23 protein-coding genes are annotated in these 26,467 nt (G+C 41.0%); 2 read left to right on the forward strand and 21 right to left on the reverse strand.

All coding sequences use genetic code 11. The features are described from left to right. Positions 1-155: 155 nt before the first annotated feature. The 21 genes from VPHSUH08_RS08395 to VPHSUH08_RS08500 form a co-directional block, all read right to left on the reverse strand. Positions 156-2,318, reverse strand: a complete 2,163-nt coding sequence (locus tag VPHSUH08_RS08395; RefSeq protein WP_105087214.1) for a ribonuclease J — start codon at positions 2,316-2,318, stop codon at positions 156-158. A gap of 384 nt (positions 2,319-2,702) precedes the next feature. After that, on the reverse strand, positions 2,703-3,779 hold the full coding sequence (locus VPHSUH08_RS08405; protein WP_105087216.1) for a DUF805 domain-containing protein: 1,077 nt from the start codon (positions 3,777-3,779) through the stop codon (positions 2,703-2,705). Positions 3,780-3,791: 12 nt separating this feature from the next. Continuing rightward, positions 3,792-4,589, reverse strand: a complete 798-nt coding sequence (locus VPHSUH08_RS08410) for a uracil-DNA glycosylase (protein ID WP_105087217.1) — start codon at positions 4,587-4,589, stop codon at positions 3,792-3,794. A gap of 448 nt (positions 4,590-5,037) precedes the next feature. Further along, positions 5,038-5,811 (reverse strand): ABC transporter ATP-binding protein, encoded by a 774-nt coding sequence (locus tag VPHSUH08_RS08415; RefSeq protein ID WP_004698211.1) that lies wholly within the window; start codon positions 5,809-5,811, stop codon positions 5,038-5,040. Positions 5,812-5,822: 11 nt separating this feature from the next. Beyond that, positions 5,823-6,575, reverse strand: a complete 753-nt coding sequence (locus VPHSUH08_RS08420; protein WP_038125664.1) for an ABC transporter permease — start codon at positions 6,573-6,575, stop codon at positions 5,823-5,825. Positions 6,576-6,585: 10 nt separating this feature from the next. Beyond that, positions 6,586-7,539 carry an ABC transporter substrate-binding protein gene (locus VPHSUH08_RS08425; protein ID WP_105087218.1) on the reverse strand — a complete coding sequence of 318 codons (954 nt, stop codon included), beginning with the start codon at positions 7,537-7,539 and terminating at the stop codon, positions 6,586-6,588. A gap of 434 nt (positions 7,540-7,973) precedes the next feature. Then, a complete protein-coding gene (locus VPHSUH08_RS08430) occupies positions 7,974-9,605 on the reverse strand; it encodes a glycosyltransferase family 39 protein (protein ID WP_105087219.1) in 1,632 nt (543 codons plus the stop codon). Between the two features lie 11 nt (positions 9,606-9,616). Then, complete coding sequence (locus tag VPHSUH08_RS08435) at positions 9,617-10,204, reverse strand: DedA family protein (RefSeq protein WP_004694680.1); 588 nt, start codon at positions 10,202-10,204, stop codon at positions 9,617-9,619. Between the two features lie 255 nt (positions 10,205-10,459). After that, on the reverse strand, positions 10,460-11,248 hold the full coding sequence (locus VPHSUH08_RS08440) for an ABC transporter ATP-binding protein (protein WP_105087220.1): 789 nt from the start codon (positions 11,246-11,248) through the stop codon (positions 10,460-10,462). Then, a complete protein-coding gene (locus tag VPHSUH08_RS08445; RefSeq protein ID WP_105087221.1) occupies positions 11,245-12,246 on the reverse strand; it encodes an iron ABC transporter permease in 1,002 nt (333 codons plus the stop codon). Before VPHSUH08_RS08445 ends, VPHSUH08_RS08440 begins: the two co-directional genes overlap by 4 nt. Continuing rightward, entirely contained in the window at positions 12,230-13,213 is a 984-nt protein-coding gene (locus VPHSUH08_RS08450) for an ABC transporter substrate-binding protein (RefSeq protein WP_105087222.1), read from the reverse strand. Before VPHSUH08_RS08450 ends, VPHSUH08_RS08445 begins: the two co-directional genes overlap by 17 nt. Before the next feature lie 141 nt (positions 13,214-13,354). Beyond that, positions 13,355-15,418, reverse strand: coding sequence for a TonB-dependent siderophore receptor (locus VPHSUH08_RS08455; RefSeq protein WP_105087223.1), 2,064 nt, complete (start codon positions 15,416-15,418; stop codon positions 13,355-13,357). 166 nt (positions 15,419-15,584) lie between these two features. Beyond that, positions 15,585-16,388 carry a cell envelope integrity protein TolA gene (locus VPHSUH08_RS08460; protein WP_105087224.1) on the reverse strand — a complete coding sequence of 268 codons (804 nt, stop codon included), beginning with the start codon at positions 16,386-16,388 and terminating at the stop codon, positions 15,585-15,587. 8 nt (positions 16,389-16,396) lie between these two features. Next, positions 16,397-16,801, reverse strand: a complete 405-nt coding sequence (locus VPHSUH08_RS08465) for a biopolymer transporter ExbD (protein WP_105087225.1) — start codon at positions 16,799-16,801, stop codon at positions 16,397-16,399. Beyond that, positions 16,798-17,409, reverse strand: a complete 612-nt coding sequence (locus VPHSUH08_RS08470) for a MotA/TolQ/ExbB proton channel family protein (protein WP_105087226.1) — start codon at positions 17,407-17,409, stop codon at positions 16,798-16,800. Before VPHSUH08_RS08470 ends, VPHSUH08_RS08465 begins: the two co-directional genes overlap by 4 nt. 313 nt (positions 17,410-17,722) lie before the next feature. Then, positions 17,723-17,944: a DUF2922 domain-containing protein gene (locus VPHSUH08_RS08475; protein WP_021148713.1), complete on the reverse strand. Its 222-nt coding sequence runs from the start codon at positions 17,942-17,944 to the stop codon at positions 17,723-17,725. 221 nt (positions 17,945-18,165) lie between these two features. Further along, the gene (locus VPHSUH08_RS08480) at positions 18,166-18,372 is read right to left on the reverse strand and encodes a DUF1659 domain-containing protein (protein WP_009352393.1); all 207 of its coding nucleotides are present in this window, start codon (positions 18,370-18,372) and stop codon (positions 18,166-18,168) included. Positions 18,373-18,597: 225 nt separating this feature from the next. Beyond that, positions 18,598-19,344, reverse strand: a complete 747-nt coding sequence (locus VPHSUH08_RS08485; RefSeq protein ID WP_021148714.1) for a serine/threonine protein kinase — start codon at positions 19,342-19,344, stop codon at positions 18,598-18,600. 462 nt (positions 19,345-19,806) lie between these two features. Then, a complete protein-coding gene (locus VPHSUH08_RS08490; protein WP_058948263.1) occupies positions 19,807-20,682 on the reverse strand; it encodes a CoB--CoM heterodisulfide reductase iron-sulfur subunit B family protein in 876 nt (291 codons plus the stop codon). After that, entirely contained in the window at positions 20,682-21,644 is a 963-nt protein-coding gene (locus tag VPHSUH08_RS08495; protein WP_004698188.1) for a succinate dehydrogenase/fumarate reductase iron-sulfur subunit, read from the reverse strand. The genes VPHSUH08_RS08490 and VPHSUH08_RS08495 overlap by 1 nt, the downstream gene beginning before the upstream one ends. Before the next feature lies 1 nt (position 21,645). Further along, positions 21,646-23,364 (reverse strand): FAD-binding protein, encoded by a 1,719-nt coding sequence (locus VPHSUH08_RS08500; protein ID WP_105087227.1) that lies wholly within the window; start codon positions 23,362-23,364, stop codon positions 21,646-21,648. 888 nt (positions 23,365-24,252) lie between these two features. Here VPHSUH08_RS08500 and VPHSUH08_RS08505 point away from each other — a divergent pair. Together VPHSUH08_RS08505 and VPHSUH08_RS08510 are read left to right on the forward strand one after the other, a co-directional pair. Beyond that, entirely contained in the window at positions 24,253-24,927 is a 675-nt protein-coding gene (locus VPHSUH08_RS08505; protein WP_004698139.1) for a response regulator transcription factor, read from the forward strand. Next, positions 24,905-26,320, forward strand: a complete 1,416-nt coding sequence (locus tag VPHSUH08_RS08510) for a HAMP domain-containing sensor histidine kinase (RefSeq protein WP_038150483.1) — start codon at positions 24,905-24,907, stop codon at positions 26,318-26,320. Before VPHSUH08_RS08505 ends, VPHSUH08_RS08510 begins: the two co-directional genes overlap by 23 nt. Positions 26,321-26,467: the final 147 nt, after the last annotated feature.

Raw genomic sequence — 26,467 nt, forward strand, 5'->3', positions numbered from 1 at the left:
ATCTTTTAATTATAACAGTTTAAAAGGGTAACTTCAAATACCCCATATAGTAGACGAATGCGATAGCAATGCTATTAATGGTAGTTTTTATTTCTCTTTCAAAATGCCAAAAGTACCACACCTTGAGGTGCGGTACTTTTCTGTATTATATAAGATTATACATCTTGAATAATCGGCAAGATCATAGGACGACGACGGGTTTTATCATAGAAGAATTTACCCAATGCATCGCGTACGTTTTGTTTAATTGTTGTCCAGTCTTTGATGCGTTGCATTTCGCAATCTTCAAGAACTTGTTCTACGCGGCGTTCTGCAGCAAGCATGAGTTCTTCTGCGTCACGAACGTATACAAAGCCACGAGATACGAGGTCTGGACCAGCTACGATAGTACCGGAAGCTTTGTCCATCGCCATAACGACGATGACCATACCTTCTTGTGCCAATTGTTGACGGTCACGGATAACGATATTACCTACGTCACCAACACCAAGGCCATCAACGAAGATAGCGCCAGCTTGTACGCGGCCACCTTTGCGACCACCATCTTTATCGAATTCAAAGATTTGACCATTGTCGCCGATAAGGACCTTCTTAGGATCTACACCCATAGCAACACCGAGTTCACCATGACGACGCAACATGCGGTACTCACCATGAACCGGGATAAAGTATTCTGGACGAACAAGGTTAAGCATCGTTTTAAGCTCTTCTTGGCTCGCATGACCAGATACGTGGATACCACGGTCTTTACCGTATACCACATTACAACCTAAACGAAGCAAGTTATCGATAGTTCTACCTACAGCACCTTCGTTGCCTGGAATTGGTGTAGCAGAAATGATAACAGTATCATTCGGTGCCAATTCTACAGTGCGATGGTTGCTTGTTGCCATACGGGACAAGCCTGCCATCGGTTCACCTTGAGAACCAGTTGTTAAGATCATGATTTGGTCATCTGTGTAGTTGTGCATTACGTCTACGTCGATGATTGTATTTGGTGGAATATTCAAGTATCCGCGCTCTTGGGCAATTTCTGTAACATTGACCATGCTACGGCCCATAACTACAACCTTACGGTTGAACATAACCGCTGCATCAATAGCTTGTTGAATACGGGATACGTTGGATGCAAATGTTGCCAGAACAACGCGTCCCTTCGCTTCTCCAACGGCTTGTTTAATCGCAGGACCTACGGAACTTTCAGATCCGGTAGTGCCTGGTTTTTCTACATTTGTAGAGTCCGATAATAGCGCTAATACGCCTTTGTTACCGAGCTCAGCAAATTTGTGCATATCCATCAAACGGCCATCAACAGGAGTTTGGTCAATTTTAAAGTCCCCTGTATGAAGAATTGTTCCGATTGGTGTATTAAAGTATACAGCGCAAGAGTCAGGAATAGAGTGATTTGTTTGGATGAAACCAACAGTCACTTGACCAATTTGAACTTCATCGCCGGCAGCAATCGTACGAAGACATTTTGGAGATACCTTATGTTCTTTAAACTTGCCTTCAATTAAGCCGCAAACGAGATTTGTTGCATATACTGGGCAGCTGATTTCTTTCATTAGGTACGCCAAGGAGCCGATATGGTCCTCGTGACCATGAGTAATTACGACAGCTTTCACGCGATCCTTATTCTCGATGATATAGCTCATATCAGGAATAACGATGTCTACGCCAAGCATATCTTCACTAGGGAACGCAAGACCAGAGTCAAGAACGATAATTTCGTTCTCGTATTGGAAGATGGTCATATTTTTGCCGATTTCACCAAGACCACCTAGTGGAATGATTTGGAATTTGCCCTTGTTGGCGCCATTTGGCGTACGACCGACTAATTCTACTTGTTCCTCTTGATTATTCCAACCCGTGGAACGGTTATTTGGGCGGTTATTATTGCGGTTCTGACCATTTTGGCCATTGCGACCATTATTAGTACGCGCATTACGTGTATTTTCACCACGCGGTGCACGAGTTTGGCGAGTTTTGCGTTCTTGACCTTCACCTTGTTCCACATTGCGGCGTGTATTTGTACGGCGAGTCGTATTAGTACGACCACTATTCGCACTTGTACGAGTATTTGTAGACCGGCGTTGGCGTGTTGCACCTTCACCAGCTGTTTGTTGGCGCGTACGACCTTCGCCAGCAGGGCGGCGTGTATTTGTACGGCGACGCGTTTGTTTTTGCTCGCCTTCAGCCGCAGCTGTAAGAGTAGCGTCTTTTGCTACTGTCGGTTCTGCTTTCACTTGCGCAGTAACCTGATTATCTGTTGTATTCACAGTTCCTCCTAAAATTTTGTTCATTAATTTATTTAACATAGTTTTTCTCACCTATCACTTGAATTGATCTATGCCACGAGGAAATGTCACACAAAGAAAAAGGCGCTATTATACTAGCGTCTCGTCAAATGGGCGCAAAAATGCGCTATCAAATTTTGCCGTTCCTAGTTTGTGTGCCATTTGCCGCAGCAAATGAGTATAGTGCACTATCAGATGCTTCAACCGTAAGAGACCTCTGTTTTTATCTCAATCCGATACGCAGTGCAATATAGTCCGATCTGTTTTGATGAAAGCCTCGCTTTCACACGTTGTGCTCATTATAACATAAAAACAACATAAACAAAAGAGTTCGCCTCTCATTTCGCCAAAAGTTAAACAAATATTAAAAAGGGCGGTTCAGACCGAACCGCCCTAACTATTTTATTATTCTTCATCCGGCATGCTTTTATAAAACCCTTCAATATGCCATTCGCCATCTTCTTCGACGAGAGATATGTAGCGTGTCATATGGGCAGCTTCAACAGCGCCATCTCCTGGTTTAGTGATTTGCAGATCCGCTTCATAAATGATGCGTTTCATACTGTTTACACGATTGATACTACTCGTCCCTAAGGACCTGACAACCACCTTCGGCGCCGACTTCATCGACTCCATCCATTTTTGCTTTTCTACGGGATTCGTCCTAGCATGATCGGTAATATAGGTGAAAGCCTTATCATAGTTCTTTTCATTGACCGCGTCAAAATAATCGTGTACCGCATTCCGTGCAGCTTCATCACTACCTTGACCGACGACGATATTCGTAAACCATCCGCCCGGATCCAGTTCATTTTCCGGTCCCATATAACGAGTCGAAACACTGCATACACAGATAGCACTCACCAGCAATGCAACGAGAATTCGAGTAGTGAAAGCGCTGCTTGTAGGCGATACTTTCATAATAGATGCCAACCTTTTGTCAATAGTGATGTTCCTCAACGCCTCACCATATTGATTGACCTTCGGTTCGCCTTTTTTACACAGTAGAACAAATAGAATAATCGGTCCGATGAAAGGAATTAAGATAAAAAACAGATGGTCACTGCTTTTACCGGTATCATGAAGGCGACGGATGCATAGAGAGCCCAACGGAATCAGCGAGATAAGACCGATGATTGTCAATAACATCCATGCCAACAGGATTAAATAAATACCCGTATGAAGCACCACCGTAAGCCCATAAGATAGAGCCAGAATTCCAGCGATAACTAAAAGCCACATCAAAAAGAACCGCAAAAATTCCCCTCTGGACGCACGGCCATCTGAATTCATAAATTTGCGGCCCACCACATGGAGAAATGTATCCTTGTAACTCAACTGATAATGCGCCAACGGATAGATAATATCCCCTTCCGGTGCGATTCTCTCAACCTCCACCGCAGTCGTATGCTGCCCGCAATGCGGACAGAACATGGCCGCCTCGTCACAATACTGACGGCAGGATTCACAATATCGTTTCATATGTAATACCTTCTATCTCAAAACTTTCTCTACAGCTTTAGCAAAACCTTCACGGTATAAATTAGCGCCACCGTTAGCCGGATGTCTAAGTCCGACGGCTGAAAGACCGAATCGCCCCATTGTGTCCGCCGATTTTTGACCGACGGCGAGCACAAGCGGCTCCAATCCACCTAATTCGGTGTGCAATGCCAACAATCGCTTCGTATATTCCCAACCCAGCTGCTGCTCGGACTCGGTCGGCGTCCGATTAGTGAGCGGTGCACCCGCCTTATGAGGGTGAAAGGGGAATATATTCCACAGCAACGCATCGTACGGATCAATTTCCTGTTCGATGATAGCACTCCATACTACCGTATCCGTAGGCTCGTTGAAGCCCTGCTCCTGTTGGGTCCGTTTCAGCATAGGGCTCACAGGAGAGCTGGTTCTTTGTAATGTAACAGGCGTTATCTGATGAGCCCGAATCGTTTTATGTTTATCCAGCAACATACGCTCACAAGTAATGGCAATACCCGAAAAGCGTCCTCCTTGATATCCGACAGCCTCCGCCACTACAAAAATTTTGGAACGTCCCAACCGCGGCAACAAATACGCCATCAAATTGTTCCGACGCACTTGAGCCGCATCAAAATCAGGTCGAACAATTTCGAGATCAGGATTCACCTCACCCCACGGATTGTGAACAAGCTCGCCCCTATATTGACCGAGCCAGTCTACAAACTGCTGTACTTTTGCAATCTGATTCGTATCAAACGAGGCCATATATTCATCAAAAGACAGCGTTTTCTCTTCCTCTGATGTAAATAAGGACATAGGCTCTCCCCCAATTTATACTACCGAACCATATAATAAATAATGCTGTATATCATGATTATCAATCCTTTATATACTGTATTTATACACATACTGTATTTATACATATACTGTATTTATACATATACTGTATTTATAAGCTAAACCCTATAATACAATCCATATATTGCGATTCCCAATCATGATCTATGATAATCACGCACTACATAAAATGTATGCTGTTACTATATTGTAATAGCACCTGTTTCTGAAAATTTGATGAGAAATTAATATTCAAAACATCCACATACAGGAGAATATAAAAAACTGTAGTTTCAAAGCGACTTAAGATTTTCTACCGCCAAGGCGACAGCCTTGATGAAGACGAATGATTCTAACATCTTTGAAACTACAGTTTTTTGTTGTCACATTTGTTGCTACGTTACTACTAGTATATACAACATCACATTTATATATAAAACTCGATTTTGTCTTCTTTGGCGAGCTGGAATTGCTCAAATATGTGGTTTCGAATATTGACGAAGGATGCGGAGGTCCGGTCCGTCCTATCGATGAGATTGACGGGGATAATGGTTTGCACCCGTCCCGGATTAGCGGCGAGCACTACGACGCGATCCGCAAGGACTACAGCCTCTTCTATGTCATGCGTAACGAATACGACCGTTTTGCCCTCTTCACGGCAGATGCGGGAGATTTCATCCTGTAAATTGATGCGTGTCAACGCATCGAGGGCCCCTAGCGGCTCGTCCATGAAGATAATATCCGGATCGACCGCCAGCGCCCGCGCAATGGATACACGCTGCTGCATCCCGCCGGACAACTCCGCCGGATAACGATTGCGTGCATGGTCGAGCCCCACCATTTTCACGTATTTGTCGATGATAGCAGGTCGCTCTTCCTTCGGTACGTTCTTACTCTCAAGGCCCAGTTCAATATTGCTTTCCACCGTTCGCCACGGCAATAATCCATAATTCTGAAAGACCGTTACATACCGCAGTTGGGGTGCTTTCACCTCTGCGCCGTCAATGGTAATAGAACCGGAGGTAACGAGCTCAAAGCCTGCCATAGCATTTAAAAGAGTACTTTTACCTGACCCGGACGGCCCTAAGAGACAAATAAATTCGCCTCGTTCAATATCCAGATTAATATTCTCAAGGATGGTGAGCGGTTCTCCATCTTTCATAAATTCCTTGTGTGCATTGCGCACCGAAATGTAACCCATACGTCCACCTCCTATTTCTCAATGCCCCAACGTCTATAAATCCATTTTTCGATGAGGGACACCCCCCAATCAAGTAAAAGTCCCACAAAGCCAATCGTCAGAATCGCCACCATCAAGAGGTCGTTACGCAAATTGTTCCGCATATCGATGATGAGGAATCCAAGCCCCGTCTGGGAACCTACCATTTCCCCCGTCACCAGAAATATCCACGCCGTGCCAAGCGCGATGTGAAGTCCCGATGCAATACCAGGAAACACCGCGGGTAATACGATTTTAAATAACAATTCCGGCTGCTTGATACCAAAATTTCGAGCCACCTTGATGTATACGGGATCGATATTTTGAATCGCCGACACCGTGGACAATAGAACCGGGAAAAATGCCGCGATAAAAATGATAACGATGGCAGGCGCTTGACCGATACCGAAAAACAGGACGATAAACGGCAACCATGCCACCGGTGAAATAGGACGAATCACCTGAACGATAGGATTAATATAGTTCCAAATGCCTTTATACCAACCTAAAATAAGGCCTAAGAACACACCGGCTACGACGGAAATGATATAGCCGATGAAAAAGCGCACCAAACTATCCGCAATATCCTTGAACAATACGCCGTCCCCGATAAGTTCCCCGAAGCCGAGCAGCACCTTGTACGGCGTCGGCAACAAGGCCTCGTTAAATCCGCCGATGCGGACAACCAGCTCCCAAATCAGCCAGACCGCGATGAACGCCCCCGGCACATATGTGTATTTCTTCATGGTCTACCCCCTATGGCAACAGCGATGTATCTACAAACTCCGAATAACTCGGCACCTTTTTAATCAGATCGACATGGGTCATGTGATGCACGAGCGCATTATAACGATCCTCGGTGAGGGCCAAATCTCCAAACCCAATCACCTGCAAGGAACGCTCGATGACAGGATCCTTAAACTTCATATATTTCAAGGCAATCTCCTTTTGCGCCTCCGGATGCTCATCTAAATAGTTACCTGCATCGAGATAGGCTTTTGTGAAAGCCTTCGCCAAGTCGTGATGTTCATCGACGAATTGACCGTTGAATACGAGAGCACAGCAAATATTGTCATGCCATAAGTGATCAGGGTCTTCAAAGACCTTCCCGGCCCCCATTTCTATGGCGAGAGAACCGAAAGGCTCAGCCACACTATATCCTGCGATTTGACCGATCGACAATGCGGACGGCATTTCGGGAGGACTCATCTCCACTATCTGTACGTCCCTCTCGCTAAGGCCTGCCCGTTCAAGCATGAGGTCTACGAGAATCTTTTGTGTAGATTGTTTATGAGGGATGGCAAAGGATTTGCCTTTCAAATCCTGTACAGAGTTAATATCATTATTTACAACGATAATATTGCCTTCCGTATGACCTAATGCCGCTGCACACACATCAATTCCCTGTTCACGAGCCTTTACTCCGAGTTCAACGAGAACAGCTGCAGCATCTACTTTACCGGTATTGAGCGCATCCATGAGTTCCGGCCAGGAACCGTATTTAACAAGCTCTACATGGACAGGACCATCTGCCGTCTCCAATTCCTTCGTAGCAAATACGGGCAGCGCATGAGTAATCGGTAAATACGCAACACGTACAGTTTTTAATTCTCGGTCGGTCTTTGGTTTACTGTGTTCATAATAACCATACGCCAACCCACTTACTATCAACAGCACGATAGCCATGATTAGATACCAAGTTTTCTTCATAATGTCCCCTCTTTCTACCTCACAACAAGGGGCGTTTATGACTCATGTCACTTTTCGCATTTTTCTAAACCTTATATGAAATCAGGCTTTAGAACACCTCGTCTTTTAAACTTAATATAACCTACTATAACAATATGTATTAATTATGTCAACAAATCATATCAATATTGTAGGTATTATTACTTAGCTACGAAAAGCATCAATATAGATAGGATAATATTTAATTGAATAAGAATGTAAATAAGAATGCCAAACCAATAGTATATAAAGGATTAACACCAGTAAACCGTTCAGATAACATAAAGCCGCAAGATTCTAATTAACAAAAAAGCTGCAAGCAACTAATTAACAAAAAAGCGGTAAGGTGCCAATTCACAAAAACAGGTAGCATCCAACGGATGCTACCTGTTTTAATATTTATTAACTTTTCACAATTATTTGAATAAAGTCTTTTTATTTAATATGTAAACTTCAGATGTACCGGCTTCACTAGACTCAGATACATGTGGATAAATGGAGGACTGACGGAAATGCTTAATCTCCCCTTTAGGAACGATTAACATAAGTGGCTTACCAGATTCGATAGTTTTATTAAATTCCTCTTCACTTACTTGTTCCATAAGATATTTCTTCTGCCATTCAGCGCTACGTTTTTTCAATTTATCTCGATCATCCCAGCGACTTTCATCACCATTAATCTTGATAACCTTATGCCCCGTATAATACACAACAGCCGTACTATAGCCGTTATAGTAATAAACATCTCCTTCATAGGAGTCCACTACTGGAACAACATCAATATTACTACGCTGCTTAACAAATGGCTCTAAGCCTTCCATAACAACTATAGAAGATATAACCATCGTACCAAGTACAATAATTGTAACTAAACGATATCCTCTTCTCGTATACCACGCATAGAACATAAACAATATTGCCATAGCAACCACGACATAGAGCAAGCAATAAAAACCCCATGGTGCGAAGAAAGAACCTGCCACATAAGCAATCCACAGAAGTAACGTCGGCCCCATAATAATCCATTTTAAGGCTCTAGATTTGCCTTTGCGAATAAGCTTCATAACGCCCAAAGCACCGATAGCACTAAATGGGACTAAGCTAACAAAGGTATATAGAGGGTATTTTGTTGCCATCAAGGTGTAAAATAGCACAATTCCAACACCCCAGGTCATATTATAGATAAACCCTGTATGACGTTGTTTGAAACCATCGATTATGCCGTAAATAACAGCACCTGTCCACGGCATGGAGGCGCCAAGGAAGATAGCGAGGTAATACCACCATACGTTATCTTCCGGATGTTCCGATTGAGTAGCGCGAGTCACATTGTGAAGCCCTAAGAAGCCATTGATAAAATCTTGACCATGAACACTGTACATGTACACATACCACGGCAAACAAACTACACAAAAAGCTAAAATGCCACGCCAATCAAAGATAGCTTTCACCATAGACCAAGAACGATTAATACCTGCAAAGACAAGTAAAATCATACCAGGCAACACAATGGCTACCGGACCTTTAGTGAGTACACCTAACGCAGCGAATACATAAGCTACAATCATAGCATATGGTTTCTGTTCCATCAGACCCTTGCAGGAGTAAATCATGACCATCAATGTCGTATAAAGGAGCACCATATCTGTAATAACGCCATGAGCTACGGTCCAGAACATGAGAGATGTGCCTAGAACGGATGCCCCAATGAGACCAAGCGCCCACTTACCGCTCATGGTACGCGTAGATTGATACATGGTCGCCACCGACAAAGCACCGAAAATAGCACTCGGTAGGCGCACCACCCAATCAGCAATTCCAAAGACTTTAAAGCCAAGAGCAATGAGCCAATAAATCATGATTGGTTTATCGTACCAATAAGTACCATAAATCTGCGGAGATAGCCAATCACCAGAAAGAACCATTTCCTTTGCCGTTAACGCATAATTAGATTCAACGGGATCTGTAACAGGCAACATATTATTGCCAAACATATAAAACACTAGCCACACAATAAATACGACTGGTGTTAATCGAGAGATTTTCATAAGGGGTCTCCTTATCGACGATTACGATAGTATCTAAAGCCCAGTACTGCAGCTATAATGACAAATACAACGATCATACCAATCAAGAACTCATGATTGTACTCGATAAGGTCTTGCCAATTTTCACCAAGTACCTTGCCCAAGTAAACGAGCAAAATCGTCCAAGGAATCGTACCGAGTACCGTCCAGATGATGAAATGCCACATGGGATAGCGTGCCATTCCTGCTGGGAAGGAGATAAAGGTACGAACACCGGGTAAAAGTCGACCAAAAAATACAGCTACACCGCCATATTTATTAAACATCTTTTCTGCCAGTTCAAATTTATGTTCATTAAAAAATATATATTTACCATATTTCAATAATAAAGGGCGCCCACCATGCTCACCCATCCAGTAGGATACTATAGAACCAACAATCCCTGCTAAGATACCTACCACCATTGTCGTATGCATATCAAATATGCCTTGAGCTATCAAATACCCCGCAAAACCAAGTACGATTTCACTCGGAATAGGAACGTTAGCATTTTCTAGAACCATTGCAATAAACATGGCCGTATAGCCATATGTTTCCATAAACGAAATAATATATTCCACTGTTTTACCTCATTAAATAATCCCCATCCGGGTTCTATAATGTACTAATTCCAGTACATCGTTTTCGTGAAAATTTCACCCAACCATTTGGTATACCATATATTTTACCATAATAAAGAGACCCTCACCACAGGTGGGGCCTCTTTAAGGTATAAACAGTATGCGATTTTCGTAATGGACTTTTTTTGCTATTGTGTACATCTCGCTAAAAACAGCTGCCAATCAGCTAGGTATATGGCACTTAAGTTCCTCTATTTAAGCAAGGCCATACGGTACACAAATAGGACATGTTTCTTCACTGCGAGGACTTTGTAAAATATCCGCTTTAATGCCGAACCAATTCGCTAGATTTTCTGCGGTCATCATCATATGCGGAGCTCCATCACCGACGATAGCCCCCTCTTTGATGGCAATAATGCGGTCACTATAGCGCAAAGCCAGATTCAAATCATGGAGCACCATAACGACCATAATATTTCGTTCCCGCTGTGTGCGTTTAACTAGCTCCATCAACTCAATTTGATGACGACTGTCAAGATAAGTAGTCGGTTCATCGAGAAGTAAAATATTCGGTTCTTGCGCCAAACTTAATGAAAGCCATACGCGCTGCCGTTCACCGCCGGATAGTTCCCCTATGTGCCGATACCGATATTTCCATACATCTGTGCATTTCATCGCCTGCTCCACAGCAGCTAAATCCACATCAGATAGTTCCTTAAAAATCGATACATACGGATTTCGTCCGGATCGAACCAACTGCTCAACTAACATTCCTTCAGGGGCGGTCGTAATTTGCGGTAACAAAGCTATATGACGCGCTAATTCCTTTGTATTCCACGAATGTAAAGATTTTCCATCTAACGATATAGTCCCTTGTTTTATCTTGATAAGCCGCGCCAAAGCTTTCAAAAACGTTGATTTTCCCGAACCATTTGGACCGATAATAGATATTATTTCCGGTTTATCAAAAACGATGGATTGATTCTCCAGTATCAATCGTTTTCCATAGCCTACCGTTATATTATCGACGATTAACACACTCATCTTCGCCCCACCCCTTTCAATAGATACAAGAAGAATGGAGCACCCAAGAAGCTCATCAGTACGCCTACAGGAATTTCACCAGGCGCAATCATCATGCGCGCCAATGTATCTGCATAAACAATTAATATACCACCAAAGACCATGGACGTAGGAATCAAGTAACGGTAATCCACACCTACGATGAGGCGCGCCACATGAGGCACTATAAGACCTACAAATCCCAACATCCCCGACACGCTCACTGCTGATGCGGCTAACAAAGAGGCTAATACGAGCAAGGACAATCGACATCTTTCAACATGCACCCCCAAGGTACGTGCTGTATCATCGCCTAAACTGAGTAATGTAAGCCATCTGATAGATATCATAGATCCAATAATACCTATAGCCGTATAAGGCCAGATCATCATCACATCGTCCCAGCTGCGCCCTACAAAACCACCTGCCATCCAGCTCACCGTTCCTTGAACACGATCCGGATAAAACACGGACAGAATCGTATTAAACCCGCCGAAGAAAGCCGCTACAGCCACACCGGCTAAGATAAGGCGCAACGGATTAAGTCCACCTTGCCAAGAAATACCGTAAACCAAAAACGATGCCACTAACGCACCAACAAAAGCACCAATAGGAACAAGCATAACGTAAGTAGGCATGAGAATCATAATAATCATAGCCGCCAAAGCACCGCCAGAGGTAATACCGATAATGCCGGGATCTGCCAAAGGATTTCGCAAGATACCTTGTAAAATCACGCCAGCTAAGGCAAGATTCATGCCCGCTAAAAAGCCCACTACAACACGTGGTAAGCGTATAGTCATGATAATTTGACCAATTTTTGATGTATCGCCACCAGTTATGATTTGGTATAATTCGCTCCAAGTTAATGGAACAGCGCCCAATTTCATACTCAGCAACACACCTGCTATTAACAGAATCAGCGCAGCCACAAAAACGCGTAAGCCACGACGTTCCTGCACATTAATGAGATTGTCCATATAACACCTTTTCCGCATATAATAACACTTGATCCATTCGGGCGGTCGGCACCGACGCGAACAACGGACCCGGCAAGACCTCTATATTCCCATTAGCAATAGCAGGTACATTTTGCCATGCCGGCGTTTTAAAAGCCTTTTTAAAAGCTGCTATATCTTTCTCACCGCTACTGCCATGATTAATCAAGATAACCTTGTCGCAATCAAGAACGGCCATCGTCTCCAGATTAAGCGGAATATATCCATCCAAAGCATTCTCCGATACATCTTGTGGCAAATATACATCAGCCACATTTTTTGCTCCTAATCTTTGGAAAATATCTCCCACATATGTTTTACTGGAGGCTAGTTGATAACTCGTAGGCGTCCCAAAAACGATGAGGACACGCGGCGCAGATTCATCTTTATGCCGCTGTATGATTTCTGATAGGATATCATTATATTTCTGGACCAATGCAGCCGCCTCCCTATCATGACCAGTCATGGTGCCCACATGCCGAATATGGTCCATGATGTCATCATAATTGGAGGATAGATGGTAAAAGCTAGGGATATGATTCGCATTAAATGCTTTGCGCAACGCCGTTTGAAACGGCATGGCAATGCCGATAACGAGATTCGGGTCGGACATAATAATTCGTTCAATACTTGGAGATACAGCACTATTCATATTCGGATACTGTGCAATTTTAGCTTGTACATCTGCCGGTAACTCCCTTGAATTTACTACGCCTACGGGGCTAACACCTAAAGCGATGAGTAATTCACTATCCGCCGAAGAAATAGATACTACACGACTTGCTACACTTGGCAACGACACAATTTGCTTCGTATCATCTTCAATCTGAATAGCACCTGCCTCGCTGAATACCTCACGTTTACCTTCAAAACTTATAGCCGTAGTGAAAGCTCCCACAACAGCAACAATCCCCAATAAACATAATAACGGCTTATTGATAATGATCACCTCGCAGATTACTTATGCAAGCTAAACCTCATACATTATAGTTTCAAATTAATGCGACTATATTACATACGCCAATACATACGCATCTATTTCATTCATACATTAAGGTCAGCATTTCATGCGTACATTAATATCTCACTATTACATACGCAAGTTAAGACCCATTCGATAAGTGGCGCCATGAATATCCCGTAAGTCTTGTTTTTCACCAAATATATTTTCAACCCCTACATACATGGATGCATTATCATTCAACTGACGAGTAACCATGACGTTCCAAGTTTGAATATTTTTCTTTTTCGGAATGCTGAGACGTGGGTTAACAACGATAGCATCGATTCCATCAAGATAATTAATGTAATAGTTACCCCAGAACGCACCAGTCCAGCGACCTTGATGATAATTAACACCACCACTAAATACATGGCGACCACGGTTTAACAGACGATTATGGGTAACGTCATTCTTTGCATCCAAATAAGTATAGTTACCGAATACATCCCATTTATCATTGAGTTTATGATTTACAGATAATTCCACACCTTGCAATACAGCACGAGGTAAATTGGAATACGAAATATAAATACGACGATTTGCCATATCAATACGACTGGCACCGCTTTCAATATAATTTTTAATAACATTGTGGAAGTAGGACGCCTTAACATTTGTCCGTTTCCAATCTTTTTCTACGGAGAAATCAAAGTTATAAGAGCTTTCAGGTTTCAAATTAGGATTACCTTGCAAATATATATCGAAAGCCCCTAATCGCCCTCTCGGTACATTAGATGCCATAAGCCAATGATGATACATTTCTGTCATACCAGGTGTGGAATAGCCTGCACCGTAGTTCATTTTAAAGCGAAGACTATCATTTGCTTTATAGGTAACACCAATCTTAGGCGACCAATGGCTATCAAATGTATTTGACGTATCATAACGAACCGCAGGAATAATCACCCATTTGCGACTAGGTTTCCATTGATGTTGCACAAAGTAACTACCGTAATTAATGGTTGCCTTACCCGCGGTATCTGTAATGCCTTCTCGAGTTCTCGACCATGCAATGGAGCCGTTATTAATACGCGTACTAATCGCTTCTTGACGGCGGAATTGAACGCCATAAGTCAATAGATTCTTCTTATCGATTGCCGTGTTAACCTGTGCATCTGTAATCCATTCTTTATTATAATATTCATCCCAAATGGATAGTTTTTTTATGCCACCCGTGCGCTTATATTGGTCATAAGTGTCTTTGTAATGATTGTAGTAAGACTGCACCATAAGCGATGACCGACCGCGACGACCATTCCAACGAAGACCTGTGCTTGTAGTAGTCGTATTTTTATCAACCGATTGAGTTAAAGCACTGCCTTTTCTCGTATACATATCCAAGTCTTCAGTTTCTCGATCTATAAAGAAAGAAAATTTATCCCGTTTTCCTGCTTGATAAGATACGTCAAAATGAAGCGGTATCCTGTCACCATGATAGTTATTATCCGATCCAGAATCATTATTTCCCGCTATATTTCTGCGAATACCGGCACCGATCGACCCGTTCCACTTTCCTTGTTGTCCGCTACGAGCCAATACATTGAAGTTATATCCCGTCGCACTCGATGCATCACGCCGAGAGATTTCAGTATTAACCTCTACACTTGGCTTTCTGGATTGCTTTGTAATAATATTAATAACCCCACCGTTCGCCTCGGAACCATAAAGGGCACTCGACGGACCACGAATTATTTCAATGCGTTCCACATTATCCATGCCTTGACGAAGCCAGCCCATGGCATTAGCTCTCGTTTTCGTCAACTCTCCCGTAACACGTCGTCCATCAATAAGAATTAATGTATGACGAGATTCGGCGCCACGCATCGTAATATTTTGTCCACCATGAGCATCGGTGCTGAAAGCAACGCCTGGCACACTTTGTAAGGCTTGCTCTAAATTACGATATTGGCGATCTTTAATTTCTTCTTGTGAAATAATCGTTGTCGCAATTGGCACATCGCGAACTAATGCCTCCGTACGAGTAGCCGTAACCGTAATATCTTTCATGCGTCTTGACTGCTCATCACTTACAGTATTTTGAGATTCATTCACACTATCTACACTTGTAGAACTATTATTTTCTGCACCTACCACACCTGCAACAGACGTTAGATATACAACACACAATAGTGCTGCCCATGACTTTTTCATCACACACCTCCAGAAAATATATTAGGGCTCTAATAGTATAAAACGATATCTAATCTCAATTATATATTCATCAGGAATAACTATCAATATTATTTTATGTTATCAAAGTAATATATATACATATAAAAAAACTAGTATCCATAAAGACACTAGTTTTTCATTATACTTATAAATTATAGTGAATTGTGATATCTGCATATTGTTGTGTACCTGTAGAATTTTCAGCGCCACCCACACTATGAGCATATTCCATAGCATGCTCTGATAACATAGGATCATCAGAATTAAGAACTTCCACACTGGCAACACTGCCACCTGGGGCAAAATAAATTCTTAGTGTTACATCACCTTGAATTCCCATAGTGTATGCATCTGTAGGGTAATTACTATTAATTGCACTTTGTAAATTACTCCAATATCCATCATAACTAAATGTGCCGCCACCACCGACATCTACTTCGGTGCTTCCTGTACCCTCACGATCGCTAAGCCCTTCTCCACTTCCTGTTGATGCATACCCAATTCCAGGACCTTCAGGCCCGACAAGTCCACTCCCCGTATTGCTACCGACAGAAGATTGTTTAATAGTACCTGTTTCACCAACACGCGCTTGTTGACTAGACGGACTTACATCACTTTTTGTAGGAACAGCAGAGTTCCCATTTTGTCCTCCGTGACCGGCTCCACCGTTATCAGGTTGAACTTTATTATTTTCCAATTCTTTTTGGTATTGAAGCTCATGAACCTTCTCTTCTTTAATCTGCTCTTTAATTTCTTCTACTTGTTTCTCCGCTTCCTGTTCCGTTAGAAAATTAATTTGCAAAGATCCGGTCATTTGAGATTCGATATAATCAGAAAAGGAAATAAAAGCAACACCAACCGTAATAATACTGATAATAGTAGCAATAACAAAAGCTTTTTTATAGGTCATATGTGGATATTTCCACACATCTACATATTTTTTCGGCATAGCATCACCTATTTATTAACAGTGGCAATACTAATACTTACAGCGCCGGCTACTTTCATATCATCCATTAACTCCACGACCTTGCCATAGCTCAAATCCTTATCGGCACGAATAAGGAAATTTTGATTTTTATTCTCTCCAATCTTGGCTTTCACAGAGCTAATAAGCTGTTCTTTCGTCACATACCCATCATCTATCATCAGCTGCCCAGATTTTTCAAAATCAATTAAAACCGGACGCAACTCAGCGGACTGCTGCGTTTTCGTTTTTGGCAGCATAATAGATAAGGATTGTTGTGGAATTGTATATATGGTACTAATCATAAAAAATACGAGCAAGAAAAAGATGATATCAATCATAGGAATAACCATTAAAGTAGGCTTTTCTCCCTCCATACGACTCATTCGTTTCATGCAGCATGCCCCCGATCATAAGAATCTAAAACACGAGAAAATGAATCTTCTAAACGAGATATCGTCATGCGTACATGATGGGTAAATGCAGCATGGAAACATAACGCTACAATAGCCACGCAAAGCCCGGAAGCAGTTGCGACAAGGGCTTCCCCCACACCACCGGTAATAGCAGTAGGTACCGTACCGTCAGCACCGAATACCTGAAAGGCACCAATCATACCCGTTACAGTACCAAGCAAGCCTAATAATGGTGCTATCGTAACAATGGTAGAGAGCCAATCAAGGCCACGAGAAGCGTGCGTATAAACATGAGCCATCATATCCTCCATTTTAGACTGCAATACATTACGATCCTGACACTGTCCAAGCACGCGAGGTAGATTATACGAAATATTAGCTGTATATTTAGATTCTAAGGTAGTTAATAAGGATTGCCAGTTCATTTCGCTCTCTTCTAATGCATCATTCAGAGCAAACATTTCCCGCTTCAATTGTCGATAATAAGCTATACGTTCAATCGCTATAGCCACGGCAATGATAAGTGCCACTAATAACGGCCACATAACAAATCCACCATGTAAAAATAATTCCCAAGCCTCTTTCATCGTAAACCTCCTTTATTAACAGCTCAATTCTATAAACTTATTTTCGCCCCTAACAAACTCTATTCAATTAAAACAAATTATTTTAAACTGATAAATAAAATCACTTAATAAGTCTATCACATCATACTACATTTTCCAATCTTATATGTATAACAAGCACTTTAGAGAACATTATAATCTATGAATCTGAAATAATTTTGAATTTATATCTCAATTAATGCGCAAAAAAAGCGACCAGGATTTCTCCATGATCGCTTTTATACTACCTTTAGATTATATTTGTACCTTTCTAGACTACAGCATAGAAGCAGTACTATTGCAATTCAGTAGTTTGTGTCTTTACTTCACGAGCTGTAGTAAATGCTGCTAATTCTGCATCACCAGAACCAAGAATTACTTTATTAGCCACTAACGCATTAGCCGCTGTTTTAGCATCTTGTAAAGTAATTCCAGCACGAGGAGCACTAATTGTGACTGATGTGCTTTTACCACCGACCGTAGAAAATGTAAGATATACAACGCGTTTTTCCGCCATGTGGGCGCCTCCTTTCACGTTTCATAAACAAGTTCATCGAATCTAGATAGGCTGTAAACATGTTAGATTACAAGTATACGTATCTTCGATTCATATCAATAAGGATGGGAATGTGTGGACTTGCTATTTCTACACCTCTTTACGACTATCTGAGAATGTACGAATCTAGCAATAAAATGTGTTTGGAGCACCTAAAACAAGAATGAGTAGAAACTCTACCCTTAATGCCCTAAGGATACTTCATTGACGCGGACCACGTCGGACAAGCTGTGGTCATACAAGGCTGCCAGCGCATTACCAACGGTTTTCACATTATCGTCAGACGCTTCTTCTGCAACACGAGTATAAGTTACGTCTTTGTACTTCGGCGCATCTTCGGTACCGATGTTAAAACGCAACACCAATTTAGTGCGTTTAATGTTAGCCATCGTATCACCTCCTTTCACCCTCTTATATTCCTGAGGGCCTTGTTCGACAACCCCCTTGCCGTTATTTAAGGTACTTATGGTGAAAGTAGCTGAACTCTGACTGTAATACTATAAATTGAAATAGAAAAAGACCTCTACCTAATGATATCTAGAAGATTAATATTCTAGATATCACCAGTAAAGGTCTATAAAGTGCTCTTATTACGAGTACTATTCAAATACATATTATTCGGTTTTCAACGCCAATATAAAGTCATATGCTTTAACAGCAGCTTCAGTGTCCACAAAATGTAGAGGATTTAACATACGACAGAATTTAAAAAGATATTCATGTTTACGCAAAATGTCTTTTATATGTAGCACTGTCTCACGGGCTGTACAGGCTGAGCTATAGCCATTCATCATAGCATATAGGTAAGAAATAGGTAAATTATCCTCCCGAAGGAAGCTGTGAACGAAGACGAGTAAATCCCAGCCTTGCGGTGTTAACTCAGGCCAACGACGGCTATTCTCCCAATCGAGCAATGTGATCTTATCTAGTTCAGGCTCATAGGTAATGTCGCGCATAGCAGGACGGCCATGACTCAAGCCATAATCATGCAACTGACCTAATGTCTTGCCAAACATATAAAAAATATGACTTAACATATCCTGCAAACTATCATCCTCTGGATGTTGAGCGGGCAATTGGCTATAATATGTTAACGTTTTACCACAAGCTTCTGTAACAAAATAATGTTCTCTAAAACCAACAATAACAGGAGCTACTGGCAATTGCGTATTCACAAAAGAAATCTTGTAAAACTCATAATCAAAAGAAGCTCTAGGTGCGGGCTTAATCCAACTAGAGCGATGGTTACTTATATCCTGTTTTACAAAGTACTGTTTGTTGTTAAAATCCACAGAAAAAACACGATGTTCTGTCTCTTGATCAATCATTCGATCAATATATTCTAATAGCATATCATTCATTATTTCCCCCCGTATATACACTCTATAATGCTAATCGCCCTCTCAAAGCATAATGACTAGCATGTCCAATATAATATCTCCCAAAATTATATTGTATAGTCTAGTATATATATAGCATTATAATAATTTATGAATTACAACATATTAGCTATTACTCATATAAGTGTATACAATTTGTGTACTTATTATACTACAATTATCAATCGATATCAAAATCAAATTTATTTATAAAGTTAGTATTTTACTGTATTTATTTTACATTTATCGATTTATATACATTTCACGATTTATAATTCAGTACAATTAAATCCAAACCTATTACTATTAACATTACTGAAATTCCATTTTTAGAAAAGAAAAACCCCCTAGCCTAAGCTAGGGGGTTTTTCTGGTAATTATGATAATAGGTTTAGATTCAGACTACTATATAGACCAACTCTGATCATGTCTAAATCAAACGAATTAACCTACAAATTTTGTCACTGCTGCAGTATCAGTTAAATGACGTTTAGGCATACCCATTTCAGCAGGGGAAATGCCAAGAGCAAGACCTACTAATTGGGACATGTGCAAGATTGGCATATCTTTGCCGCCGCCTACAACTTCTTTAGCTTCTTTTTGGAACATATCAAGTTGCATTTGGCAAAGTGGGCAAGGAGTAACTACGCAATCTGCGCCTTCTGTAGCCGCATCTTTATTGATGGAGCCAGTCATTTGCATTACGGAATCATGTGCAGGGTATACAGCATGGAAACCGCAGCAATCAAGTTTACGGGAGAAGTCGATTGGTGTAGCACCGATAGCGGAGATTAAATCTGCTAAGGATGTAGGCATTTGATAATCTTCGAAGCCCATTTCAGTTTGAGGACGAAGAATATGGCAACCATAGTATTCAGCTACACGTAAACCAGTTAACGGTTTAACAACTTTAGCTTTCAATTTATCCAAACCGTAATCGCGGATCAATACCCATAAGAAATGAGTAATATCAGTTGTACCGCGGTATTGTTTACCGATTTGAGCTAATTTTTTATTAACTTCGTTCTTTTCTTTTTCGTTTGCATCAAGTTCATTTTTAGCTTCACGAAGCATCAAAGTACAAGTGTTACATACAGTTAAAAGGTTCAAACCTTTTTCTTCTGCCAATGCAATGTTACGAGCATTTGTAGCAAGTGTAATTTCTGGAGCGATGTCTTGAACGTGGGACGCGCCACAGCAAGTCCAACCGTCAAGTTCTTCCAACTCGATGCCTAATTTTTTAGCTACAGCAACTGTTGCTAAGTAGTCTTCTTTGGCAGCGCTTTCAAGAACGCAACCTGGGAAAAATGCGTATTTCATTATTTGCTTACCTCCTCAGCTGCTTTCATAAGTCTGCGAACACCATCAATACCATTTACAGGTTTTTGAGGTACTACAAGTTCGAATGGATTGATTTTGCTGTGTTTCCACAAACGTAAAGCATAGAATGCTTGTTTAGCGGAATCAACAACACCATCAGATTTCAAGCTCATAGAAACTTCTTTCAAGCGACCAGTTTTGTAAAGGTCCTCTTTGAAAGCAACTGCATGGCGAACGCCTTTGCTGTTAGTAAGACCAGCTTTTGTAGCTTCTTTACGCAAGTTGGAAATATCTTGAGCAGGTTTTAAGTGTTTAGGGCAACGGGAGATACAGTTCATGCAATGAACGCATTTCCAAAGGCCATTGTCGAATGCAGGTTGAATGTGAGCCATAGGTGCATCATCACGGCTATCCAATACGAAACGGTTAGCTTTTGTGAATACATATGGTTCTAAGAAGTCATCTTGACGTGCAGTCAATTTGTTACATTCAGATGCGCAACAACCGCAAAGAATACATTCTGTACCAGCAACGAATTTTTTGAAGTCAGCTGGAGTTTGGCGAACGATTTTGTCCCCTTCGTTGAATTCAGCTTTAAGGAAAATCCAAGGAGCAACTGTTTTCAAGCGATCAACTTTGGATTCCCAGTCAACAACTAAGTCACGGATAACACGGAAGTTGCCGATCGGAGCGATTGTCAATTCGTCTGTGCCATAACGTTCTGTTAATTCATCGATTTTAGATTCACAGCCGAGCATCGCTTCGCCGTTTACACGAATGGAGCAAGCGCCGCAAACTGCGGAACGGCAAGCTGCCAAGAATGTCAATGTTGGATCCTGTGTATCTTTAATTTTTTGAAGGCCCCAGAGGATTGTACGGTCAGGTTCGTAATCAAATTTGAAAGTCTGTACAAACGCGCGACCTTGTTGGTAACGGTGAATATGGTAGGTGATTTGTCTCATCTTAGTACTTCCTTTCTTGTGGTTCGTATTTAGTGAACACTACGTCGCGTTCTGTTAATTCGTATTGACCGTCAGCACCTAATTTGATCAAAGAATGTTTTAAGTATTTTTCATCATTACGTTTAGGATGGTCTTCACGAATATGAGCACCACGAGATTCACGGCGGTGTAAAGCGCCCATAGCAATAGCTTTTGCTACTGTTAACATGGAGCCGATTTCACAATAGTTTACGAATGCCATATTGTAAGTACGTTCAGGGTCACCTACATAGCAAGTTTTATAATCTTCAATCAATTGTTCGATTTCTTTTAAGGCTTCAGTAATACCTTCTTCATTACGGAAGATACCTACTTTATTCCACATTGCATCAGCCAATGCATCGCGGATTTCTACAACCGGACGACCGCCTTCACGGGATGTTACTTCTGTGAAACGAGCTTCCCAAGCTTTTGCAGCTGCAGCAAGTTCCGCATCTACGTTAGGTTGTTCATGTGTTTCAGCATAATCAGCTGCGCCAGCACCGGATACCTTACCGAATACTACACCGTCTGCCAAGGAGTTACCACCCAAGCGGTTCGCACCGTGGATGGAGATACAAGATGCTTCGCCAGAAGCGAACAAACCAGGCAATTCACATGCACAAGTTTTGTAATCCACTACGTCGATACCGCCCATTGTATAGTGACATGTAGGACGAATAGGTACCGGTTGAGTCAATGGATCGCAATGTTCGAAGCACATAGCTAAGTCGCGGATACCATGAAGTTTTTCGATAATAACTTCAGGGCCCAAGTGACGAAGGTCAGCTACTACATATGCGTTAAGGCCAGAACCGAAACCACGACCTGCAGCGATTTCATCTTCGATCGCTTTCGCTACAACGTCACGAGATGCCAATTCCATTTTGTTAGGCGCATATTTTTTCATGAAACGTTCGCCTTCAGCGTTAAGAAGGTAACCACCTTCACCACGAACCGCTTCGGACATCAAGATACCAGTACGACCAAGACCAGTTGGATGGAATTGGATCATTTCCATATCTTTCAAGCCGTTACCAGCGCGGAATGCTGCTGCCATACCATCGCCTGTGGAAAGGAATGGGTTTGTAGTACGAGTCCAGAAGATACGGCCTGCACCACCAGTAGACAAGATAATAGCTTTCGCTTTAATTTGTTCTACTTTACCTTCTTTCATGTTCCACACAACAGCGCCACCAACGTGACCTTCTGCAGATTTAACAAGATCTAAAAGATACCATTCTTGTAAGAAGTGTACGCCTTCTTTCAAGCATTGTTCGTAAGTTGTGTGCAAAATAACGTGACCAGTTTTATCCGCAGAGTAGCAAGTACGTGGATAGGATTGACCACCGAAGTTACGTTGCGCAATTTTATTCTCTTCAGTACGGGAGAATGGAGCACCCATGTGGTCCATTTCAAGTACGCCTTCTGGACAACGAGAGCAGAAGAATTCGATTGCATCTTGGTCGCCAAGATAGTCAGAACCTTTTACAGTATCGAAAGTATGAGTTTCAACTGTATCTTCAGCTGCAACGTTGTTCAAACATGCATTTACACCGCCTTGCGCCATTGCTGTTGCAGAGCGAGTTGGGAAAATTTTAGTAATAAGAGCTACTTTTAAGCCTTTGCGACGACCTACTTCAAGAGCCGCACGCATGCCGGCGCCACCGCTACCTACTACTAGAACATCAAACTGTTCCATAATGACCTCCTCATAACTACCTATTAATAAGAAACCTGTTAGACTATCTCATTTCAAAAACTTATAAAAATTTTTGATAACCTAATCATTTTTCTTTCAAGAAAAACCCCATACTTATGCGATTTTTCTTATTTCTTTACCTATAATTATAGAGAGCATTTCAGGTCATGTCTAAACCCTATTATGCATAATTAATTTTGATTAATCTAATTGATAATTTATTTCACTTAGCATTTTTAAGGTAAAAAGAGGAGTCAAAAAATTACCTATATGAATAATTTTTACAAGAAGTTAAGGATTTTACGAAAGTAGTTCGGTTCCGAAATTTTTCTATATTTTTATTTCCTTTGGTATCTATAGAATTCGCATAAACACTAGCTTTTTAATTATTGCTAACCATTCCTAATAATTAATATCCATTAAATTCCTACTAAATTTACCTCGAATTTAATCATCGAAAATTATCGTATTTCTCCGTTCATAACAAGCATTTATTTCTGTGATAATAATTATCATAAGTTTTTTTAGTGATTTATCGCACATCATCTAAAATCGATAAAATCACCCTCATCTATGCGCATACGGCAATCTTCGATATAGTTAGATTTTATTCATTAGTAGAATTCATTAAGTTTCAGTCTTTCACCATTTTTAAGGCTTTCAAAAATGAAGAAAAGTCTTGTAAACTCGCATGTACATTCATCTTTTGCTCATTACTATTGTATAAGGTATGATAATAGATAAATAAGTTATATAATATTATATATATAGTCACCCTTATATGGTGTTGTGGCTTTCAAAAAAAGAAAGTTTATATATATATATAATGACTATAATTAATGTAGTTGGAGAGCTATATTTTTAAATCATACATAAGGAGAACAGAGAATGAAAATTTTACTTGTAGAAGACGAAGAAATGCTGAATGGTATCACGGCTAAATATTTACGTGCAGAAAATATGACAGTTGATACATGCTTCAATGGGCAACAAGCGATCGATTACGTTAACACATCTAGCTATGACGTTATCGTAATGGATATTATGATGCCAATCCTCGATGGTATCAGTGCTCTTGCACAAATGCGTAACGACGGTAATACAACACCTGTATTGCTTTTAACAGCAAAGGATTCCTTGCAAGATAAAGTTACAGGCCTTAACACTGGTGCAGATGATTATCTTGTAAAGCCTTTCGATCTTGAAGAGTTAACTGCTCGTATTTATGCATTAGCTCGTCGTAATGCGCGTCATGCACAAAACGATATCCATGTAGGTCCACTTACCATCAATGTTCCTCAACGTACTGTTAAACGCGACGGCGAAACAATTACATTGACTGCAAAAGAATTCGACCTATTATTCTATTTAGCAAGTAACGAAAATATCGTATTATCTCGTCAACAAATCCTTGACCATGTTTGGGAATACGATTATGAAAGCTACTCTAACCTTATCGACGTATACATTAAAGATTTGCGCAAGAAAATTGATACTGATGAGAATGTAAAACTCATTCAAACGGTTCGTGGAGTAGGGTATGTCCTCAAAACAGAAAACTAATGATCCTCACCGAGATCTAGATACCATGTCTGGGGCAGCCACCGATTTATTTAATCGGCTGCCCCTAACCTTTAAAATTATGTCTTGGTATACCATCTTTTTGCTTATCATTTTGATGGTTGCATCCGCATGGATTTACGCATATACACATGAATCCGACAATAAAGAAGTGCGCGAACGCTTACAACAACAAGCGATGATTATGGCTACGGATATTCGCAAGTTTAAACCGTACCAAGATAATACATTTTTCTTTGTATCAACTCAAGACGGCTATATTATTAAAGGCGCCTTGCCAGATGGGTTTCCAAACCAAACAATCCTTTCCTTAGGCCAAGTTGGTGAAATTGCTGCTGGTGATGATACCTTCTACTACTACGATACACCGGTTAACGAACCAAACTATCGTGGTATTTTGCGTGCTGTTACAAAAGTAAAAACAGCCTCTAAAAAGACGGAAAACCTTTTATACAGCTTACTGTTAGGGAATATTATTTTTTTACTGATTTCCTCCCTAGGTGGTTATCTTTTCATCAAAAAAGGACTTAAACCGGTCCGAACTTTAACAAAAACAGCTAAAGTCATCGGTAAGAACAACGACTTGAGCCGTCGTATCGACATTCCGGCTCGCACAGCGAGAGATGAAATCTACGAACTAACTACAACATTTAACCGTATGATTTCAGGTCTTGAGGATTCTTCCAATCGTGAGAGACAATTTAGTTCTGACGTATCTCACGAGCTACGTACACCAATTGCCGTTATTAAAGCAGAAAGTGAATTTGCTTTAAAATACGGTCGTACAGAAGCAGATCTACGGGAAGGTTTAACACATATCTTAGAGCAAGCTAAGTTCATGACTAACCTCGTAAGCCAACTGCTTGATGTAGCCCGCCTTGAAAATGCACAAGGTCTAAGCTTTGCACCTGTCAATGTATCATTGATGTTATCCAATATGGTCCACGACTATACAAGACTCTGTACAGAAAATACAGATAAACAGATTACGATTACATCTCATATTGAGCCTAATTTACATATGAATGCTCACGAAGTATCATTACGTCGAGCTATCACAAACCTAGTGGACAATGCCATTAAGTTTACAAACTCTACTATTGATATTTCGGCTAAACTAGTAGGCAGAGACTTAGTCATTACCGTAACAGATAATGGTATTGGCATCGAACCTGAAGCTCTGGATCATATTTGGGATCGGATGTATCAGACGGAACAATCGCGAAACAAAAAATCTAATCACGGTATAGGTCTAGGTCTATACTTTGTAAATAAAGTTATTAACTTACACCATGGCACAGTAACGGCCACGAGTGAACCACAAGTAAAGACTACATTTACAGTGCGATTGCCGTACAACACAACGGAAGAATAACATAAAAGGGACTGACCATTGGTCAGTCCCTTTTCTATATCGATTTTAATCTTAAAAGCCTATAATATAGAATTAATTAAACCATAAAAAACTAGCATATAGAAGCTCCTTCTATATGCTAGTTTTTGTGTATTTAATTTTAAAGCA

Origin of the sequence: Veillonella sp. S13054-11, from assembly GCF_002959795.1 — a bacterium.
In the GTDB taxonomy this organism is placed as follows: domain Bacteria; phylum Bacillota; class Negativicutes; order Veillonellales; family Veillonellaceae; genus Veillonella; species Veillonella parvula_E.

What these genes read in the sequence shown, in the direction of transcription:
- VPHSUH08_RS08395 (WP_105087214.1), bottom strand. Translation starts at nt 2,318, where the DNA reads ATGTTAAATAAATTAATGAACAAAATTTTAGGAGGAACTGTGAATACA.
- VPHSUH08_RS08405 (WP_105087216.1), bottom strand. Translation starts at nt 3,779, where the DNA reads ATGAAACGATATTGTGAATCCTGCCGTCAGTATTGTGACGAGGCGGCC.
- VPHSUH08_RS08410 (WP_105087217.1), bottom strand. Translation starts at nt 4,589, where the DNA reads ATGTCCTTATTTACATCAGAGGAAGAGAAAACGCTGTCTTTTGATGAA.
- VPHSUH08_RS08415 (WP_004698211.1), bottom strand. Translation starts at nt 5,811, where the DNA reads ATGGGTTACATTTCGGTGCGCAATGCACACAAGGAATTTATGAAAGAT.
- VPHSUH08_RS08420 (WP_038125664.1), bottom strand. Translation starts at nt 6,575, where the DNA reads ATGAAGAAATACACATATGTGCCGGGGGCGTTCATCGCGGTCTGGCTG.
- VPHSUH08_RS08425 (WP_105087218.1), bottom strand. Translation starts at nt 7,539, where the DNA reads ATGAAGAAAACTTGGTATCTAATCATGGCTATCGTGCTGTTGATAGTA.
- VPHSUH08_RS08430 (WP_105087219.1), bottom strand. Translation starts at nt 9,605, where the DNA reads ATGAAAATCTCTCGATTAACACCAGTCGTATTTATTGTGTGGCTAGTG.
- VPHSUH08_RS08440 (WP_105087220.1), bottom strand. Translation starts at nt 11,248, where the DNA reads ATGAGTGTGTTAATCGTCGATAATATAACGGTAGGCTATGGAAAACGA.
- VPHSUH08_RS08445 (WP_105087221.1), bottom strand. Translation starts at nt 12,246, where the DNA reads ATGGACAATCTCATTAATGTGCAGGAACGTCGTGGCTTACGCGTTTTT.
- VPHSUH08_RS08455 (WP_105087223.1), bottom strand. Translation starts at nt 15,418, where the DNA reads ATGAAAAAGTCATGGGCAGCACTATTGTGTGTTGTATATCTAACGTCT.
- VPHSUH08_RS08460 (WP_105087224.1), bottom strand. Translation starts at nt 16,388, where the DNA reads ATGCCGAAAAAATATGTAGATGTGTGGAAATATCCACATATGACCTAT.
- VPHSUH08_RS08465 (WP_105087225.1), bottom strand. Translation starts at nt 16,801, where the DNA reads ATGAAACGAATGAGTCGTATGGAGGGAGAAAAGCCTACTTTAATGGTT.
- VPHSUH08_RS08470 (WP_105087226.1), bottom strand. Translation starts at nt 17,409, where the DNA reads ATGAAAGAGGCTTGGGAATTATTTTTACATGGTGGATTTGTTATGTGG.
- VPHSUH08_RS08475 (WP_021148713.1), bottom strand. Translation starts at nt 17,944, where the DNA reads ATGGCGGAAAAACGCGTTGTATATCTTACATTTTCTACGGTCGGTGGT.
- VPHSUH08_RS08480 (WP_009352393.1), bottom strand. Translation starts at nt 18,372, where the DNA reads ATGGCTAACATTAAACGCACTAAATTGGTGTTGCGTTTTAACATCGGT.
- VPHSUH08_RS08485 (WP_021148714.1), bottom strand. Translation starts at nt 19,344, where the DNA reads ATGAATGATATGCTATTAGAATATATTGATCGAATGATTGATCAAGAG.
- VPHSUH08_RS08490 (WP_058948263.1), bottom strand. Translation starts at nt 20,682, where the DNA reads ATGAAATACGCATTTTTCCCAGGTTGCGTTCTTGAAAGCGCTGCCAAA.
- VPHSUH08_RS08495 (WP_004698188.1), bottom strand. Translation starts at nt 21,644, where the DNA reads ATGAGACAAATCACCTACCATATTCACCGTTACCAACAAGGTCGCGCG.
- VPHSUH08_RS08500 (WP_105087227.1), bottom strand. Translation starts at nt 23,364, where the DNA reads ATGGAACAGTTTGATGTTCTAGTAGTAGGTAGCGGTGGCGCCGGCATG.
- VPHSUH08_RS08505 (WP_004698139.1), top strand. Translation starts at nt 24,253, where the DNA reads ATGAAAATTTTACTTGTAGAAGACGAAGAAATGCTGAATGGTATCACG.
- VPHSUH08_RS08510 (WP_038150483.1), top strand. Translation starts at nt 24,905, where the DNA reads ATGTCCTCAAAACAGAAAACTAATGATCCTCACCGAGATCTAGATACC.